The organism is Sphingobium sp. (genome assembly GCA_023266575.1).
Lineage (GTDB): Bacteria > Pseudomonadota > Alphaproteobacteria > Sphingomonadales > Sphingomonadaceae > Sphingobium.
The window spans coordinates 102583-119636 of the sequence record JAHFPV010000014.1; the positions used below are offsets into that span (position 1 = coordinate 102583).

The window sequence follows — 17054 nt, forward strand, 5'->3', positions numbered from 1 at the left end:
TGCGCCTGCACTTGCGGCGGGGCGATCATCGGCGGTGGCGCAGTGCATGTCGCTGAAAATGCGCGACCGGCAGTGGTCCACAGCAGCAAAAGCACCAAGGCGGCAGCGCCACGCAAACGCTATGCCGTGCGGACAGTGAAGCGCAAGGTGGTGCGGACGGTCACGACCAGCACGCCGCGCACGGTGACGGTCGTCACCCAGCAGGCCCCCATTCCCCTGCCAGCACCGATGGCCGAAATGCCGATGATGTCGGGCGGCGGCGGTGCCGTTCCCATGGTCATGGGCGGTGGCGGCGGTTTTGGCGGCGGCGGCTTCGTCGGTGGCTTTTTCGGCGGCGGTGGCGGCGGCAGCGGTGGCGGGTCCGTTGTGATCTCCTCGACCAGCAGCTCGACCGGCGGCATCAGCAGTTCGACCAGTTCGACCACAGGCGGCGTGTCCACATCGACCGGTGGCGTCTCGACCTCCACGGGCGGTGTTTCCACGTCCAGCGGCAACGTGTCCACGTCGAGCGGTAACGTTTCGACCTCCAGCGGCAATGTCAGCAGCAGCTCGTCCTCGTCCAGCTCCAGCTCTTCGTCCTCATCCTCCTCGTCCAGCTCCTCATCGAGCAGTTCGGGCGGATCGAGCGGCGGCAAGCCGGGCAAGCCTGGCCATGGTCACGGGTCGAGCGGCGGATCGGGTGGCAGCTCCGGCTCCAGCGGCAGTTCGGGATCGAGCGGCAGCAGCGGATCGTCGGGCAGTTCCGGGTCGAGCGGCAGCAGTTCGTCGTCATCCTCGTCGTCGGGCAGCTCCTCCTCTTCGGGCGGTTCGTCCAGCTTCGGCAGCACGGGCAGCAGCGGATCGAGCGGCAGCTCCGGCTCCAGCGGCAGTTCGGGGTCGAGCGGTTCGTCCTCCTCGTCGAGCAGCAGCAGCTCCTCCTCGTCCAGCAGCTCCAGCGGCGGATCGAGCAGCAGCGGCGGCACCGACGTCCCTGCCCCGCCAATGATCCTGCTGTTCGGCGCAGCCGCGGTCGCACTGGTCGCCCGCCGCCGCTTTGCCGAGCGCAAAGGCGACAAGGCCGCCTGATCCGTCAGGCAGCGACGCGGAAAAGGGCGGCTCCCGATAGCGGGGGCCGCCCTTTTCGTTTATGCCGAACCACCACTGCGATGATCGTGATCTGTAAGGCTCCTCCCCCTTTGAGGGGGAGGCTGGGTGGGGGTGTACTGCGGCCAGCGCGGACGCTCGGCTTCGCCTCGCTCCCCCTCCCCCGACCCCTCCCCGCTGGGGAGGGGAGATGCAGACTGGTCCAGCGCATCTTGCTACAAACCGCCTCCAAATCAATTATCGGCGATGATCCGTTCGATGTCGGCTATCGGATGGTTGACCAGATCCTTGGCGATCTCGCCGGTCAGGCGGCTTTCGACTTCCTTGTGATAATGTTTGCGCATTTCGCCCAGCGTGCCGGGCGGGGCGACGATGATCAGCTTCTCATAATCATTGGCAAAGGCGCGATGCTTGAGGATGTCGGCGGCTTGGGCGGCGAAGCGATCCTCCTCCAGATCGTGGAAATTGGTTTCCGACATGGCGCTGCGATGTCCGCCGACGGAGCTGAAGGCGCGACCGGGCGTGTCCGTCCCCTGATCGCGACCGGCCGGATTATCCTGCTTCTCGACCTGCTCGGTTTCCAGGCTGGGAATGGCAGCGTCGCCCTTGTTACGGAAAAACAGCATCTTGCGGCCGTCGGCCACCAATATGAGCGCGTCCTGGTCTATCTGCATCGCCTTGTCCTTTTCATTTTACGGGATACTTGCCTAACGGATGACAGCGCGCAGGGTTGCGTGGCCCGTCGCACGGCGGCATAGGACTGGCCCATGCACGACATCCGTTTCATCCGCGAAAATCCCGCTGCTTTCGACGCTGGCCTCGCCCGGCGCGGGCTGGCACCCCTGTCCACCGAAATATTGGCGCTGGACGAGCAAAGCCGGGCGCTCAAGACGCAGTTGCAGGTGGGGCAAGCCCGTCGCAACGAGGCGAGCAAGCTGATCGGTCAGGCCATGGCGGCGAAGGACGTCGAGAAGGCGGAAGCACTGAAGGCCGAAGTCGCAGCGATCAAGGAAGGCACGCCCGTGCTGGAGGCGCAGGATCGCGAGGTTGGCGACGCGCTTGGCGCGATGCTGGCGGCGATCCCCAACCTGCCTGCAGACGATGTGCCGCAAGGCGACAGCGAAGCCGACAATGTGGAGGTGAGCCGCTGGGGGACGGTGCGCGCGTTCGACTTTGCGCCGCAGGACCATGCCGATTTCGGCCCGGCACTGGGGCTGGATTTTGAGGGCGGCGCGGCTTTGTCCGGCGCGCGCTTCACTGCGTTGCGCGGGCAGATGGCACGGCTGCACCGAGCGCTGGCGCAATTCATGCTGGACCGGCAGACGGCTCAGAATGGCTATGAGGAGGTCAATCCGCCGCTGCTGGTGCGCGACGAGGCTTTGTTCGGCACGGGGCAGTTGCCCAAATTCGCCGAGGATCTGTTCAGGACGACCGATGGCCGCTGGCTGATCCCGACCGCCGAAGTCAGCCTCACCAACCTCGTCGCCAACCAGATCGTGCCGCTTGCTGACCTGCCCGTCCGCCTGACCGCGCTCACCCCCTGCTTCCGCTCCGAAGCCGGGTCCGCCGGGCGTGATACCCGCGGGTTCATCCGCCAGCATCAGTTCGAGAAGGTCGAGCTGGTCGCGATCTGCGCGCCCGACGAATCGGAGGGCGAGCATGAACGCATGTGCGCGGCGGCGGAGGGCATCCTCGAGGCGCTCGCCCTGCCCTATCGCAAGATGCTGCTCTGCACCGGCGACATGGGCTTTGGCGCGCGCAAGACATGGGATCTGGAAGTGTGGTTGCCCAGCCAAAACACCTATCGCGAGATCAGTTCGGTTTCCAACTGCGGCGATTTTCAGGCGCGGCGGATGAACGCCCGCTACAAGCCGGAAGGGGAGAAGCAGACGCGCTTCCTGCATACGCTGAACGGGTCGGGGCTGGCCGTCGGGCGGACGCTGGTGGCGGTGCTGGAAAATTACCAGCAGGCCGATGGCAGCGTGATCGTGCCGGATGTGCTGGCGCCCTATATGGGTGGGGTGACACGCCTGACGCCGAAAGCTTAGCCGTTCCCCCTGAGCGAAGTCGAAGGGCCATGCCGAGCGCGAGCGAGGCGGCTTCGCTTCGCTCAGCGGAAGGCTTCGACAAGCTCAGCCCGAACGGAGTTGTTTATTCCATGCGCATACTGCTCACCAACGACGATGGCGTTCACGCCCCCGGCCTCAAAGTGCTGGAGGCCATCGCCCGGCAATTTTCGGACGATATCTGGATCGTCGCGCCGAGCGAGGAGCAGTCGGGGGCTGGGCATAGCCTGACGCTGACCCGGCCCTTGCGTATCCGCAAACATGGCGAACAGTATTATAGCGTCACCGGCACGCCGACCGACGCGGTGATGATGGCGGTGGGGCATTTGATGAAGGATGCAAAGCCTGACCTGATCCTGTCCGGGGTCAATCGCGGGGCCAATCTGGCGGAGGACGTCACCTATTCCGGCACGGTCGCAGCCGCGATGGAAGGCGCGATTTCGGGGATCAGGTCGATCGCGCTGAGCCAGGTCTATGCGCGCGAGGGAATGGGCGACGCGGTGCCGTTTGCCGCCGCGCAGGCGTGGGGGGCGAAGGCGATTGCGCCGCTGATCGCCATGCCGCCATCGCGCCGGATGCTGTTCAACGTGAACTTTCCGGCGATCGAACCCGATGCGGTCAAGGGCATCCGCGTCGTGCGGCAGGGCTTCCATGATGTAGACCGCACGAAAATCGTCGAAGGCACCGACCCGCGCGGCTATCGCTATTTCTGGTTCAGCCTGGGCAGCAGCGATGCGGTGCCGGAGGGGAGCGATCTGGCGGCGATCGCGCAGGACTATGTCACGGTCACGCCGCTTCATTATGACCTGACGCAGGACAGCGCCATGGCGGCAACGGCGGCGGCTTTCGGGCAATAAAGGCAGGGGGTGGCAAGCGCGGCGCGATGCGATAGACAGGCGGCGATGCAACGCCCGTTCCTTCATTTCGCCCTCCTGCTCGCCCCGATGCTGCTGGCTGCCTGCATCCCCAATGAGGCGGCGCCCCCACGGGGCGAAACGCCGCCCCCACGGCTGGACGCCGATGCGTCCGCCGTCGAACTGGTCGAGGCGGAACCGGTTTGGACCGCGCAACAGGTGGTGGCCAATGCGCAGACTGTGGCGAAATCCACCTATATCGTCCAGCCCGGCGACACGCTGCGCGGCATCGGCAATCGCAGCGGCGCGGGATCGGAAGCGATTGCGCGCGCCAACGGGCTGACGCCGCCCTTCGCCATTCGCGTCGGTCAGAAGCTGACCATCCCCGGCGGCCGCTATCATCTGGTGGCGGAGGGGGAGACGGGGATTGCGATCGCATCCGCTTATGGCGTGGCGTGGAGCCGGATCGTTGCGGCCAACGGGTTGAGCGAACCCTTCATGCTGCGACGGGGGCAACGGTTGCTGTTGCCGGGTGATGCGCCAGTGGCCGCGCCGGATTTGGAGCAGCGCGCCGCCGCCTTCCGCATCGACATTGACGATGTGCTGACCGGCGGCCAGCCCGCGGCGGCGGAAAATGCGCCGGTAGTGGTCGCCTCGTCCCAGCCGCGCCCGCTGCCGAGCAATGTGCCGATCGCCCAGCCCGCCAGTTTTACCGGCCGTTTTGCCTGGCCGGTCAAGGGTAAGCTGTTGTCGCGCTTTGGCCCCGGCGAAAGCGGCGCGAAGAATAATGGCATCGACATTGCTGTCCCGGCCGGCACGCCGATCCGCGCGACGGCGGACGGCGTGGTCGCCTATGCCGGTGATCAGGTCGCGGTGTTTGGCGGGCTGGTCCTGATCAACCATGGCAGCGGCTGGGTGAGCGCCTATGGCCATGCCAGCCGGGTCGATGTGGTGCGCGGGCAGAAAATCACGCGCGGGCAGATTGTCGGCCTGACCGGCGACACCGGCTATGCCAGCCAGCCCAAGCTGCATTTTGAGCTGCGCAAGGACCGGGTGCCGGTGAACCCCATTCCCCAGCTGCCGACCGCGCCATGAGGGTGGACCGGGCGGCCTCACGATCGACCGAAGGCTTTTTGCGGCGGCGATCGTCCATGCCGATGTGGGTGGATTTAAGCTGGCGCGTGGCGCTGGTGTTCGGGCTGATCGCGCTGGTGCTGCTGCTCCACTGGGTCGGGCGCGATGGCCTCAAGGACAATCTCGACAATCATATCAGCTTTGTCGATGTGCTCTATTTCACCACCGTCACCGTGACGACGGTGGGCTACGGCGACATTGTGCCGGTGACCCCCGAAGCGCGCCTGTTCGAATCGCTGTTCGTCACGCCGATCCGGCTGTTCGTGTGGCTGATTTTCCTTGGCACAGCCTATTCGCTTTTCCTCCGCAACATCCTCTACAGGTGGCGCATGGCCCGTATTCAAGCCGATCTGCACAATCACATCATCGTCACCGGGTTCGGCACCAGCGGGCAGGAAGCAGTGCATGAACTGCTGGCGCGTGGCACCGACCCGCGTGAGATCGTCGTGATCGACGGCAGCGAAGCCGCGCTGGAACTGGCCGAGGCGCAGGGGTGCAACATATTGTGCGGCGATTCGACCCGCGACCGGACGCTGAAGGACGTCGCGATCCACCGCGCGCGCAGCATGATCGTGTCGGCCGGGCGCGACGATACGTCGATCCTGATCACGCTCACCGCCCGACACCTGGCCCCGCGCCTGCCGATCAGCATCGTCGTGCGTAACGAGGATAATGAACTGCCCGCGCGGCAGGCGGGCGCGACCACGGTGATCAACCCGGTCAGCTTTGCCGGGCTGCTGCTGGCGGGCAGCACCAGCGGCAAGCATATCGCCGATTATATGGCCGATCTGGCGGCATCGGGCGGGCGGGTGAAGCTGAACGAGCGGTTCGTCAGGCCGGAGGAGATTGGCGGGCCATTGTCGGCGATTACCACCGGCCTTGGCGTGCGGATTTACCGGGAGGACCGACCCATTGGTTTCTGGGAGGAAGGTGCCGGGCAGCTCCAGACCGGCGACCTCATCATCGAGATCGTCGCGGGCGATGGGGTCAGAGAAAGCCGCAAACTCGACTGATTGGAGCGCTGGAACAGCGCTGCGTGACATTCCGCGCAAAAATCCCTATGTGCGCGACCATCATGGCAACCAAATTTCCTGACGCGCCGAAGATCGGCATGGTTTCGCTCGGCTGTCCGAAAAACCTGGTCGATAGCGAACGCATCCTGACCAAGCTGCGCTCCGATGGCTATCAGATGTCGCCCGACTATGCCGGGGCCGACGTCGTGCTGGTCAACACCTGCGGCTTTCTCGATTCGGCGAAGGAAGAATCGCTGGAAGCTATTGGCGAGGCGATAGCCGAAAATGGCCGCGTCATCGTGACGGGCTGCATGGGTGACGAGGCGGAGCTGATCCGCGCGAAATTCCCGCAGGTTCTGGCCGTCACCGGCGCGCATCAATATGAGCAGGTCGTCAACGCGGTGCATGACGCTTCGCCGCCCGTCCCCAACGCCTTTGTCGATCTGGTGCCGGAAGGTGGCCTCAAACTCACGCCGCGCCATTACAGCTATTTGAAGATCAGCGAAGGCTGCAACCATCGCTGTTCCTTCTGCATCATCCCCTCGATCCGGGGCGATCTGGTGTCGCGGCGGATCGACGCGGTGCTGCGCGAGGCGGAGAAGCTGGTGCACGCCGGGACCAGGGAATTGCTGGTCATCAGCCAGGATACGTCTGCCTATGGCGTCGATACGCGGCATGAAAGCCGGTCGTGGAAGGGCCGCGACGTGCGTGCGCATATGACCGACATGGCGCGCGAACTGGGGCAGCTGCGCACAGCAGAAGGACGCGCGCCCTGGGTGCGGTTGCACTATGTCTATCCCTATCCCCATGTCGATCAGGTCATTCCGCTGATGGCCGACGGGCTGCTGACGCCCTATCTCGACATCCCCTTCCAGCACGCCGCGCCCAGCATATTGAAGGCGATGAAGCGCCCGGCCAACGAGGCCAAGGTGCTGGATCGCATCCATAAATGGCGTAGCATCTGCCCCGACATTACGATCCGCTCGACCTTCGTGGTCGGCTTCCCCGGTGAGACGGAGGCGGATTTCCAATATCTGCTCGACTGGCTGGACGAGGCACAGCTCGATCGCGTCGGCGCGTTCCGCTTCGAGCCAGTGGAGGGCGCGGCGGCCAACGCCCTGCCCGGCGCGTTGCCCGAAGAGGTCAAGGAAGAACGCTATCAGCGGATCATGGAAAAGACTGCCGCGATCAGCGCCGCGAAGCTCGCGGCCAAAGTCGGGCGCGTGCTGCCGGTGATCGTCGATGACGTGGGCGAGCCGGACGAGGAAGATGGCTCGATCGGCGCGACCGCGCGCTCACAGGCCGACGCGCCGGAAATCGACGGCAATGTGTTCCTGCGCGATGTCGGCGAAGGGCGGAAGGCCGGCGACATGTTCGACGTGATGATCGAGGATGCCGACGAGCATGATCTGTACGGGGTGCCGGTTTAGGGGCACACGCTCCGTCATCCCGGCGAAAGCCGGGATCTCCCTTCTTCTGTTTCGAGTGGATCAAGAAAAGCGGGATCCCAGCATTCGCTGGGATGACGGACGCTAATTTACCGCCACAAACCCGTCCTGATACTCCGTCTTGATCGCCTTGCGCGTCGCGGCATCGACCGGCAGCGTGACCTCGTACGTCCCTTCCGCATAAGGCCCGGCACTATAGGGGCCGACCACCACGGTCACGCCGTCGATCAGCTTGCCGTCCTTTGACGTCAGCACCAGCACCTGCTCCATCGGGTCGATGCATTGGGTAAATTCATCGTCACCCCGCACCACCGGCGCGCCGCGTTTTTCCGCGCGTTGCTTGTCCAGTTCGGCGCAAAAGCGGTCGCGGATGGCGGCGGCGAAGGCGGCGGGGCTGGTCATTACCGCCTTGACGCTGGTTTCGCGGCTGCGCGTCTTGTCCCATAGCAAGCTGTCATAGCCGGTCATGCCGTGCGCGCCGCCGGTAAAGACATAGGTTTGCGACTGGAGCGCTAGGAAGCGCGGCGTGTCAGCGGACACGCTCCACTCCGTTTCCAGACTATGCGCGTGGAAGGGGAAGCCTGATTGCTTCGCCGCAGCGCTATCTTCTTTCGCCATTTTCAACGCATCGGCCCTGGACGTCGCCAATTGCTTGCCAAACTTCTCCACCAGCGCGGGGATAGCGGCTGCCTGTGCCGGATAGGCATAGGCGAACTCCAGCAGGGCGCTCTTGTCCGTCTGCGCGAAGGGTTTGGCGGGGGGAGCCGGTGGCGGTGTACCCGCCATCTTGTCGGCAAAGCGGGACGCCGCGACATTGGCCGCCGCGTTACCGCTGACCTCCTCGTGCGATGGGGTGCAGGCGACCAAGAGCATCGCGGCGATACCCAATAGCCCTGCCGACCGGGCCAGTTCCCCCTGCCGCATCAGTGCGCCCGTGCAGCGCGGCAGCGTTCGCCGATCGCCTTGCGCGCATAGTCGCTTTGCAGCGCTTGGCCCACATTGGGCCAGCCTTCGGCGATCAGCGCCTGTTCGACAGCATGGCCATTGTCGAAATGGCCGCTCTCCGCCAGCGTATAAGCGCGGGCGCGGGCGGCTTGGAGGCCGCGGTCATCGGAATGAATCATCGTCTCTCTCCTTGGCATTTTGTGATGCGTAGGAAGCTAGGCCTCACCGGCGCTGGACGCAAATGGGGAAAGGGCGACTTGTGCGATGCGGGCGATGAAATTTCGCACTTTCCATCACTTGCGCCTTTCTCCTACACCCAATCCATGACCGATTATTCAGCCTTGCTCAAAGCCGACAACAAGCAACCCGCCCGTTCGATCCAGCTGATCGAGGCGACAGGCTATGACGATTGGTTGGCGACCCAGCCGGAGCGGGTCCGCACGATCGTGGCGGCGCAGAAATTTCAGGGGAAGCCAGGCGAACAGGCGATCGTGCCGGGCGAGGCGGCGGGCGACTGGTGGGTGGTGGCCGGTATCGCCAGCAAGGCCGCGCCCGGTCCCTGGTGCCTGGCGAAGCTGGCCGAAACTCTACCCGAAGGTACGTACCGGCTGGCGGAAGGCTCGCCCGATGCGGCGGCATTGGGCTGGCTGACGGCGCATTACCGGTTCGACCGTTATCGCAAGGAGGATGGTGCCGTTGGCCCGCGCGTGCTGCTGACCAGTGACGTCGCGCGGATCGAGGCGACCGTGCAACTGGCGCAGGCGATCGCGCTGGTGCGCGACCTGATCAATACGCCAGCCGCCGACATGGGACCGGTCGATCTGGAAGCGGCGGTGGCGCAGGTCGGCAAGGCGTTCGGGGCCAGCGTCAGCACGACGCGCGGCGATGCGCTGGAACAGGGCTATCCGATGATCCACGCCGTGGGCAAGGCGGCGGACAAGAGCTTCGCCCCGCGCCTCATCGAACTGACATGGGGTGATCCCGCCGCGCCGCGCATCGCGATCGTTGGCAAGGGCATCTGCTTCGACAGCGGTGGCCTCGACATCAAGCCGTCATCGGGGATGCGGCTGATGAAGAAGGATATGGGCGGCGCGGCCCATGCGCTGGCGCTGGCGCAGCTAATCATGGGGGCGCGGCTGCCGGTGCGGCTGCATCTGCTGATCCCGGCGGCGGAAAATGCGATCAGCGGCAACGCCTTCCGCCCCGGCGACATTTTGCACACGCGCAAGGGGTTGACGGTAGAGATTGGCAATACCGATGCCGAAGGACGGCTTGTGCTGGGCGACGCGCTGACCCGCGCCGGGGAGGAGAAGCCGGAGCTGATCATCGACTATGCCACGCTGACCGGCGCGGCGCGGGTGGCGGTAGGGCCGGACCTGCCTGCCCTGTTCGCCAATGACGAGCAACTCGCGGCGGAGATGGCGGCGGCGGGCGTCCAGGTGGACGATCCGACCTGGCGGCTGCCCTTGTGGGATGGCTATGCCGACATGCTCAAATCCGACATTGCCGACATCAACAATGCGGGCGAAGGCGGCTTTGCAGGCGCGATCACGGCTGCGCTGTTCCTCAAGCGCTTCGTGCCGGACGATGTGCCTTGGCTCCACCTCGACACCTTTGCGTGGCGACCGGCAGCGAAACCGGGTCGCGCCAAGGGCGGCGAAGCGCTGGGATTGCGTGCAGTTTTCCGCCTGTTGCAGGAGCGTTACGGGCGCGATTGATATTGCGAGAGATTGTCTAGTGGTCCGATTCTGACATTTGATACCGTCTGAGGCTATGTCCTTCTCGAATGTCAGAATCTTTTCGGACAACTATAAACATTTGATTTCAGTGGATTTTACGATTTTGACATTTGCAGACCCATTCAAGCGGCCAGGGGATGCAAATGTCAAAATCAATCCACTGGGTCCGTTACGCAACCGGATTGTGCATCATGCGTTAAGCCCACATGAACGCTCATCCCGCCACCGATCTTTCGCCCGCAATCGACCGGCCCGGCATATTGCCGCTCACCCACTGGATGCGCACCCTCGTCGATTATGTCCGGTCGGGCAAACCCGACCTCACCAACCGTCAGATGGCGTTGATGATGACCGTCTATATTGGCGACGGGCCGCATACGGTGCGCGGCCTGGCCGAAGCGCTGCATGTGTCCAAGCCCGTCATCACCCGCGCCCTGAACAAATTATCGGCGCTCGGCTATCTCCGCCGCGAACGCGATGTGAGCGACCGGCGCAATATTTTCATCACTCGGACCCCCAAAGGGGCGGAATTTCTTGACGCCTTTCACCTTTTCATCGCAGGAACCGCGCGCGATGACAGGTATGAACAGCCCCGCGCGGAACGGACCGCCTGAAAGAACCCGCTTCAAGCTGGACGGGCGTTCCGTCGCGCTCGACCGCCGCATCCATGCGGCGCGCGGCGACCTGGCCGACCTGGCATTGGCTGGCACATTATTTTCCGCCCACTATGCCCGCGCCGTCGCCCTCACCTGCGTTGCGCCCGGCACGCCGATCCTGAGCGCGCCATCGGCGAGCGGCGAGGCGGTCAGCGAATTGCTGCGCGGCGAGACTTTCCATGCGCTGGACGTGATGACCGACTGGGCCTGGGGCTTTTGCGGGCATGACGGCTATGTCGGCTATATAAGGCGCGAAGCGCTGGACGTGTTTGAAACGCCGAGCCACCGGATCATCGCCGAGACCGCCCCACTATTCCGCGCACCCGATATCAAGGCACCGATCGCCGATTACTGGCCGGGCGGCGCGCTTTTTTCGGGCGAAGCAGAGGACGGCTTCATCGCCTGCGCCGAAGGCTTCATCCATGCGCGCCACGCCGCCCCGCTGGACGCCCCTGCGGCGGACTGGGTCGCGGTGGCGGAGCGTTATCTGGGCCAGCCCTATGTCTGGGGCGGGCGCGGGCATCGCGGCATCGACTGTTCGGGGCTGGTGCAGGTCGCGCTGGGCCAATGCGGCATCGCGGTGCCGCGCGACACCGACCTGCAATGCGAAGGGATCGGCAATCCGATTGACAGCGACGCCGTCTTGCAGCGTGGCGATATTCTCTTCTTTCCCCGCCATGTCGGTATCATGATCGACGGCAAGACATTGCTCCACGCCAATGCCCACTGGATGGCGGTGGTTGCCGAGCCGCTGGCCGATGTGGTTGCGCGGCTGGCCGGGGACCATGCCCAACCCATCATCGCGCGGCGGAGGATCGGCGCATGACCACACAGGTTTTCATCGACGGCGGCCATGGCACCACCGGCATCGAAATCGCCGACCGGCTGGCGGGACGGCCCGAACTCTCGCTGATCCGGCTGGATGAGAAGGATCGCAGGGATGCGGGCGCGCGCCGCGATGCGCTGAACGCCGCTGACGTCGTGATCCTGTGCCTGCCCGACGATGCGGCGCGCGAAGCCGTGGCGCTGATCGACAATGACCGCACCTGCGTGATCGACGCATCGACTGCGCACCGGGTGGCGGATGGCTGGACCTATGGCTTTCCCGAACTGGAGCCGGGGCATCGCGAGACGCTGGCCGCCAGCCGCTTTGTCGCCAATCCGGGTTGCTGGCCGACCGGCTTTCTGGCGCTGGTGCGGCCGCTGACGCTCGCGGGACTTCTGCCTGCCGACTGGCCGGTCACCGTGTCGGGCGCGTCGGGCTATTCGGGCGGCGGCAAGGCGATGATCGCGGAATATGAGGGGCCAAACGGCGCGCCGACCGCATTCCGCGCCTACGGCCTCAGCCTCGCGCACAAGCATGTGCCGGAAATGACCCGCTATTCGGGTCTGACCCACGCACCGCTCTTCGCGCCTGCTGTCGCCAACGCCTATCGCGGGATGCTGGTCGAAGTGCCGCTGCAATTGCGCGCCATGCCCGGCACGCCTGCACTGGCCGATATTCATGCCGCGCTGGCGTCGGCCTATGCCGGATCGCCGATCGTCAGCGTTGCGGCGCTGGCCGACAGCGACACCATGGGTGCAATCGAACTGGAGCAGGTCGGTGCGACCGACCAGCTGCAACTCTTCGTGTTCGGCAATGCTATGAGCGGTCAGGCGAGGCTGGTCGCGGCGCTCGACAATCTGGGCAAGGGCGCGGCAGGCGCGGCGGTGCAGAATCTCAATATATTGGCGGGACTGCCGGAGACGGCGGGATTGCGGCTCTAAGCTGTCCTCCGTTCGTTTCGAGCGAAGTCGAGAAACGCGGACGCAGCGCTACCGTTTCTCGACTTCGCTCGAAACGAACGGCTGTTGCCTGTATCAATGAATCGTCCCCAGCGGCTGATCATAGGTCAGCAGAACGATGAGCCGTTCGATCTGCCGCCAGTGGCAGAAATGGATATGATTGCCCACGTCCAGGCTGCGGTCGGCGCGCGCGGCGGCTTCATATCCGGCATTGTCGCCGAACAGCGCCATCAGTTCAGCGGCATCTTCATAGCTTTTTCGGCCCGAAAGATATGGCAACTGCATTGCGACCCCCGTCATTCTTCTTGGCGACACCTGTTAGTTTGGTCCCACCTTCAATCCCCGTGCCATTTCAGCGCCTTGGCGCGGCAGGCGGGATGCGAGGGTGAACGGGGTGTTAGCCAAGTCCCATCACGGGACGGACATCCCGTAACGGCACGATCCGTCCCGCATCCGCACGACATCAAAGCCGCTGGCCTTGCCACGCCGTCCATGGCAAGGGGCTGGGCATGAGCAATGACAGGAAAGACCCGACTGGCGCGGGCGCGATCATCGCCTTCCTCATCCTGGGGGGTGCGATCACCGGCGGGCTGATGGGCCAACCCAGCATCGGCCTGCTGGCGGGCGTGGGCGCGGGCGTGCTGATCGCGCTGCTGCTGTGGCTGCGCGACCGGCGCAAATAAGCGACACAGCCAGCCCCATCTGCCTTGCCCGACGCGGCATCGCGACATAGATGAGGGGAATGAACAAGCATCTGATCGCCCTCCCGCTCGTCGTCCTCACCCTGGCCGGCGGCGCATTCCTCTATTTCGCGCAAGGCGACACGGCGCAATTGCCCCCCGGCGCGGATATGGGACGCGAACCGGTGTTCACTGGCCCCCGCAGCGAGATGATTCCCACGGTCAATATCGCCGAAGTGAAGCCATGGACCGCTGGCGAAAAGCCGGTGCCGGCCAAGGGGCTGGCGGTGGCGCGCTTTGCCGAGGGGCTGTCCCATCCGCGTTCCTTGCTGCGTCTGCCCAATGGCGATGTGCTGGTGGCCGAAACCAACAGCCCGCCCCGCCCGACCGGCGGCATCGTCAACCGGGTGATGAATTATCTGATGAACAAGGCGGGCGCGGGCGATCCCTCGCCCAACCGCATTTCGCTGCTGCGTGACGCCGATGGCGACGGGCGGGCGGAGACGAAAACCGCTTTCCTGACCGGGCTGAACTCGCCCTATGGCATGGCGCTTCTGGGCAACACATTGTTCGTCGCCAATACCGACGCGCTAATGGCCTATCCCTACAAGCCGGGCGACACGAAGATCAGCGCGCCGGGTCGCAAGATATTGAACCTGCCAGCGCAAGCGCCCAACATGCACTGGACCCGCAGCCTGACCGTCAGCCCCGAAGGGATGCTTTATGTCGGCGTCGGGTCCAACAGCAATATCGGCGAAAATGGCCTGGAAAGCGAAGCCAATCGCGCGTCGGTGCTGGAAGTGAACCCCCGGACCGGCGACTATCGCATCTGGGCGTCGGGGCTGCGCAATCCTGTCGGCCTGGCCTTTGAACCCAAGAGCGGCGCGCTATGGGGCGTGGTCAATGAACGCGACATGCTGGGCAGCGATCTGGTGCCCGACTATCTGGCGCGGGTCGAATTTGGCGGTTTTTATGGCTGGCCGTGGAATTATTGGGGTGGGTATGAGGACCGCCGGGTCCAGCCGCAACGCCCGGAAATCCGCGAATATACCAAGCGTCCCGACTATGCGCTGGGCAATCATGTCGCACCGCTGGGGCTGACCTTCGCCGACAAGGTGACGCTGGGTGCGCCCTATACCGATGGCGCATTCGTCGGCCTGCACGGCAGCTGGAATCGCAAGCCCGCGGCGGGTTACAAGGTGGTGTTCGTCGGCTTTGCCGATGGCGAGGCGGGCAAGGCCAAGCCGGTCGACGTGCTGACTGGCTTCCTCGACAAGGATGGCAACGCCCGCGGTCGCCCGGTGGACGTGACCGCCGACGCCAAGGGCGCGCTGCTGGTCAGCGACGATGTCGGCGGCGTTGTGTGGCGGGTGACGAAGGGGAAGTGACTTAGGCCCAATCGACATTCAGCCCTGACGGCCTGCAAATGGCGATTTCTCGTGCTTCCGGTGCTCACCTACTTTTAGTAGGCTGCGCTCCGGGTCACGAAAAATCACCATTTTCGGCTCGTCATCATCTGAATGTCGATCGGCCCTAGCATAGCGTGCTCCCGAGCAGGCGGGAGCACGCTACGTCAGATACGCAACCCGTTGCGCCCCGCCAGTTCCACCACATATTGCCACGCCACGCGCCCCGATCGGCTGCCGCGCTGGGTTGCCCACTGGATCGCCTCCAATGGATCAAAGCTGATCCCCAGTTTCGCCGCATAGCCGCCAACGATCGCGACATAAGCGTCCTGATCGAGCGCGTGGAAGCCCAGGCTCAGGCCAAACCGGTCGGACAGCGCCATCCGGTCATCCACCACGTCGCGCGGGTTGATCGGGTCGTCCTGCTCAGACAGATGGCGCGGCACGATATGGCGGCGGTTCGACGTCACATAGAGGCGCACATTGGCCGGGCGCGCGGCGGTGCCGCCCTGAAGCAGCGACCGCAGCGACCGGGCGTCGCCCACGCCTTCGTCAAAACCGAGATCATCCAGAAACAGGATGAAGGGCCGGGTCGTACCGCGCAGCAGCGAGAAGAGCGTGGGCAAGCTCGCCAGTTCATCGATCGCGCATTGCAGCAGGGCGATGTCCTGCCCCTCCCCTTGCAACTGGCCGACGACGGATGCGACCACCGCCGACTTGCCCGTCCCGCGCGCACCCCAGAGCAGCACGTCATGCGCGGCATGGCCCGCCGCATGACGGCGGCTATTGTCGAGCAAAGCCCCCTTTTGCGCGTCGATCCCGGTCAACAGATCATAATCCACCGGCGCGAACGCCTCGACCGCGTGGATCGCGCGGCCATCCCAGACGTAAGCGGGCGAAGCGGCTAGATCGGCGGACAACGCGGGCGGCGGCGCAAGCCGTTCGAGCGCCTGGGCAATGCGGTTGAGGAGTTCGTCGGTCATGGCGCGGGCTTACCGGGCGACGGGCGCGACGGCAAGCATGGGCACTGCTGTCATACGCCCTATGTCATGCGACTGACGCATTGCCCTTTTACTGGGTCGATGCGCCGTCTATATCGCGGGGGCCGTGACCATCGCCAATCCAGCCTATTCCACCCGATCCTGCCGTTATGGCGCGGAATCCCTGCGCGAGGCGGCTTTGCTGATCCGCGCAGGTGAACCCGTCGCGGTGCCAACCGAAACCGTTTATGGCCTGGCCGCCGATGCGACTGACAGCCACGCCGTCGCCGCCATCTACAGCGCCAAGGGGCGACCCAGTTTCAATCCGCTGATCGTCCATGTCGCCGACCGGGAGATGGCGGAGCGGCTGGCGGATTTCTCCGCTGTCGCCGATACACTGGCCGATCGCTTCTGGCCGGGGCCGTTGACTTTGGTGCTGCCGGTGCGGGATGATAGCGGTCTGTCGCCGCTGGTGATGGCGGGCCTGCCCACCGTGGCGCTGCGCCTGCCCGCCCATCCGGCGATGCGCGCGCTGATCCGGGAAAGCGGGCGACCGCTTGCCGCGCCATCGGCCAATCGCAGCGGATCGATCAGCCCGACACGGGCCGAGCATGTGCTGGCCAGTCTGAATGGCCGGGTGCGGATGATATTGGATGAAGGGCCGACCAGCGAAGGCGTGGAATCGACCATTGCCGCGCCGGAGCATGACCATGTCCGCCTGCTCCGGCCCGGCCCGGTGACGGCGGCGATGCTGGAGGAAGCGACCGGGCTGCCGGTTGTGATCGGCAAAGACGGCGGCAAGATCGAAGCGCCCGGCCAGCTCGAAAGCCATTATGCACCGTCCAAGCCGGTGCGGCTCGACGCGATGCGCGCGGAGCGGGACGAATATCTGATCGGCTTTGGCCTGATGCCCTGCCACATCAATCTCAGCCCGGAAGCCGACATACGGGAAGCTGCTGCCAATCTGTTCGCGGCGCTGCACATCGCCGACGCCAGCGCGCAGCAGCGGATCGCGGTCGCGCCCATCCCCGAAGAGGGAATCGGCGCGGCAATCAACGACCGGCTAAAGCGGGCGGCAGCTTGAGTTTGAAGTTTAGGTGAAACCCCAACCTCCGTTCGTTTCGAGCGAAGTCGAGAAACGTAACGCACAGGTTTCTTGCATCTTGCGGTTGACCTGAGAGCAGTTGCATTCGGGTTGACCGTCTGGGGTGGCCACCCCAGACGGTCTGACGGATGGGACCGTGGGTTTCTGGGTTAGAGCCGAA

19 protein-coding genes are annotated in these 17054 nt (G+C 64.8%); 12 read left to right on the forward strand and 7 right to left on the reverse strand.

The window, feature by feature from the left end; genetic code table 11:
* Window positions 1–119: 119 nt before the first annotated feature.
* From Q0D44_RS14225 to Q0D44_RS14235, 3 genes are all read right to left on the reverse strand, one after another.
* Window positions 120–644, reverse strand: coding sequence for a hypothetical protein (locus Q0D44_RS14225; protein ID WP_294137295.1), 525 nt, complete (start codon window positions 642–644; stop codon window positions 120–122).
* 12 nt (window positions 645–656) lie between these two features.
* Window positions 657–1055, reverse strand: coding sequence for a hypothetical protein (locus Q0D44_RS14230; protein ID WP_294137297.1), 399 nt, complete (start codon window positions 1053–1055; stop codon window positions 657–659).
* A gap of 261 nt (window positions 1056–1316) precedes the next feature.
* Complete coding sequence (locus Q0D44_RS14235) at window positions 1317–1757, reverse strand: host attachment family protein (RefSeq protein ID WP_119744322.1); 441 nt, start codon at window positions 1755–1757, stop codon at window positions 1317–1319.
* 93 nt (window positions 1758–1850) lie between these two features.
* On the opposite strand from Q0D44_RS14235, the gene serS reads away from it, so the two are divergent.
* The 5 genes from serS (at window position 1851) to rimO (ending at window position 7580) form a co-directional block, all read left to right on the forward strand.
* Window positions 1851–3131, forward strand: a complete 1281-nt coding sequence (gene serS, locus Q0D44_RS14240) for a serine--tRNA ligase (protein WP_294137299.1) — start codon at window positions 1851–1853, stop codon at window positions 3129–3131.
* 110 nt (window positions 3132–3241) lie between these two features.
* Entirely contained in the window at window positions 3242–4006 is a 765-nt protein-coding gene (gene surE / locus Q0D44_RS14245) for a 5'/3'-nucleotidase SurE (RefSeq protein WP_294137302.1), read from the forward strand.
* A 45-nt stretch (window positions 4007–4051) separates the two neighbouring features.
* Window positions 4052–5098, forward strand: a complete 1047-nt coding sequence (locus tag Q0D44_RS14250; protein WP_294137304.1) for a M23 family metallopeptidase — start codon at window positions 4052–4054, stop codon at window positions 5096–5098.
* Window positions 5095–6150: an NAD-binding protein gene (locus tag Q0D44_RS14255; protein ID WP_294137305.1), complete on the forward strand. Its 1056-nt coding sequence runs from the start codon at window positions 5095–5097 to the stop codon at window positions 6148–6150. Before Q0D44_RS14250 ends, Q0D44_RS14255 begins: the two co-directional genes overlap by 4 nt.
* A 47-nt stretch (window positions 6151–6197) precedes the next feature.
* Window positions 6198–7580 (forward strand): 30S ribosomal protein S12 methylthiotransferase RimO, encoded by a 1383-nt coding sequence (gene rimO / locus Q0D44_RS14260; RefSeq protein WP_294137335.1) that lies wholly within the window; start codon window positions 6198–6200, stop codon window positions 7578–7580.
* 102 nt (window positions 7581–7682) lie between these two features.
* Here rimO and Q0D44_RS14265 read toward each other — a convergent pair whose 3' ends face one another.
* Window positions 7683–8522, reverse strand: coding sequence for a DUF3298 and DUF4163 domain-containing protein (locus Q0D44_RS14265; protein WP_294137307.1), 840 nt, complete (start codon window positions 8520–8522; stop codon window positions 7683–7685).
* Window positions 8522–8722 (reverse strand): hypothetical protein, encoded by a 201-nt coding sequence (locus Q0D44_RS14270; RefSeq protein ID WP_294137308.1) that lies wholly within the window; start codon window positions 8720–8722, stop codon window positions 8522–8524. Before Q0D44_RS14270 ends, Q0D44_RS14265 begins: the two co-directional genes overlap by 1 nt.
* 144 nt (window positions 8723–8866) lie before the next feature.
* Here Q0D44_RS14270 and Q0D44_RS14275 point away from each other — a divergent pair, with 144 nt between their 5' ends.
* From Q0D44_RS14275 to argC, 4 genes are all read left to right on the forward strand, one after another.
* Entirely contained in the window at window positions 8867–10261 is a 1395-nt protein-coding gene (locus Q0D44_RS14275) for a leucyl aminopeptidase family protein (protein WP_294137310.1), read from the forward strand.
* Between the two features lie 227 nt (window positions 10262–10488).
* Window positions 10489–10896, forward strand: a complete 408-nt coding sequence (locus Q0D44_RS14280; RefSeq protein ID WP_217672033.1) for a MarR family transcriptional regulator — start codon at window positions 10489–10491, stop codon at window positions 10894–10896.
* Window positions 10856–11764: a C40 family peptidase gene (locus Q0D44_RS14285; protein ID WP_294137312.1), complete on the forward strand. Its 909-nt coding sequence runs from the start codon at window positions 10856–10858 to the stop codon at window positions 11762–11764. Before Q0D44_RS14280 ends, Q0D44_RS14285 begins: the two co-directional genes overlap by 41 nt.
* Window positions 11761–12705: an N-acetyl-gamma-glutamyl-phosphate reductase gene (gene argC, locus Q0D44_RS14290; RefSeq protein ID WP_294137314.1), complete on the forward strand. Its 945-nt coding sequence runs from the start codon at window positions 11761–11763 to the stop codon at window positions 12703–12705. The genes Q0D44_RS14285 and argC overlap by 4 nt, the downstream gene beginning before the upstream one ends.
* A 93-nt stretch (window positions 12706–12798) precedes the next feature.
* Here argC and Q0D44_RS14295 read toward each other — a convergent pair whose 3' ends face one another.
* The gene (locus Q0D44_RS14295) at window positions 12799–13008 is read right to left on the reverse strand and encodes a hypothetical protein (RefSeq protein WP_182913841.1); all 210 of its coding nucleotides are present in this window, start codon (window positions 13006–13008) and stop codon (window positions 12799–12801) included.
* A 224-nt stretch (window positions 13009–13232) separates the two neighbouring features.
* Here Q0D44_RS14295 and Q0D44_RS14300 point away from each other — a divergent pair, with 224 nt between their 5' ends.
* Together Q0D44_RS14300 and Q0D44_RS14305 are read left to right on the forward strand one after the other, a co-directional pair.
* Window positions 13233–13406, forward strand: coding sequence for a hypothetical protein (locus Q0D44_RS14300; protein WP_294137316.1), 174 nt, complete (start codon window positions 13233–13235; stop codon window positions 13404–13406).
* Between the two features lie 59 nt (window positions 13407–13465).
* Window positions 13466–14791, forward strand: a complete 1326-nt coding sequence (locus Q0D44_RS14305; protein WP_294137318.1) for a sorbosone dehydrogenase family protein — start codon at window positions 13466–13468, stop codon at window positions 14789–14791.
* Between the two features lie 185 nt (window positions 14792–14976).
* On the opposite strand, the gene Q0D44_RS14310 is transcribed toward Q0D44_RS14305, so the two are convergent.
* Window positions 14977–15792, reverse strand: a complete 816-nt coding sequence (locus Q0D44_RS14310) for an ATP-binding protein (RefSeq protein WP_294137320.1) — start codon at window positions 15790–15792, stop codon at window positions 14977–14979.
* A 124-nt stretch (window positions 15793–15916) separates the two neighbouring features.
* Here Q0D44_RS14310 and Q0D44_RS14315 point away from each other — a divergent pair, with 124 nt between their 5' ends.
* Entirely contained in the window at window positions 15917–16873 is a 957-nt protein-coding gene (locus tag Q0D44_RS14315; RefSeq protein ID WP_294137321.1) for an L-threonylcarbamoyladenylate synthase, read from the forward strand.
* Window positions 16874–17054 lie beyond the last annotated feature (181 nt).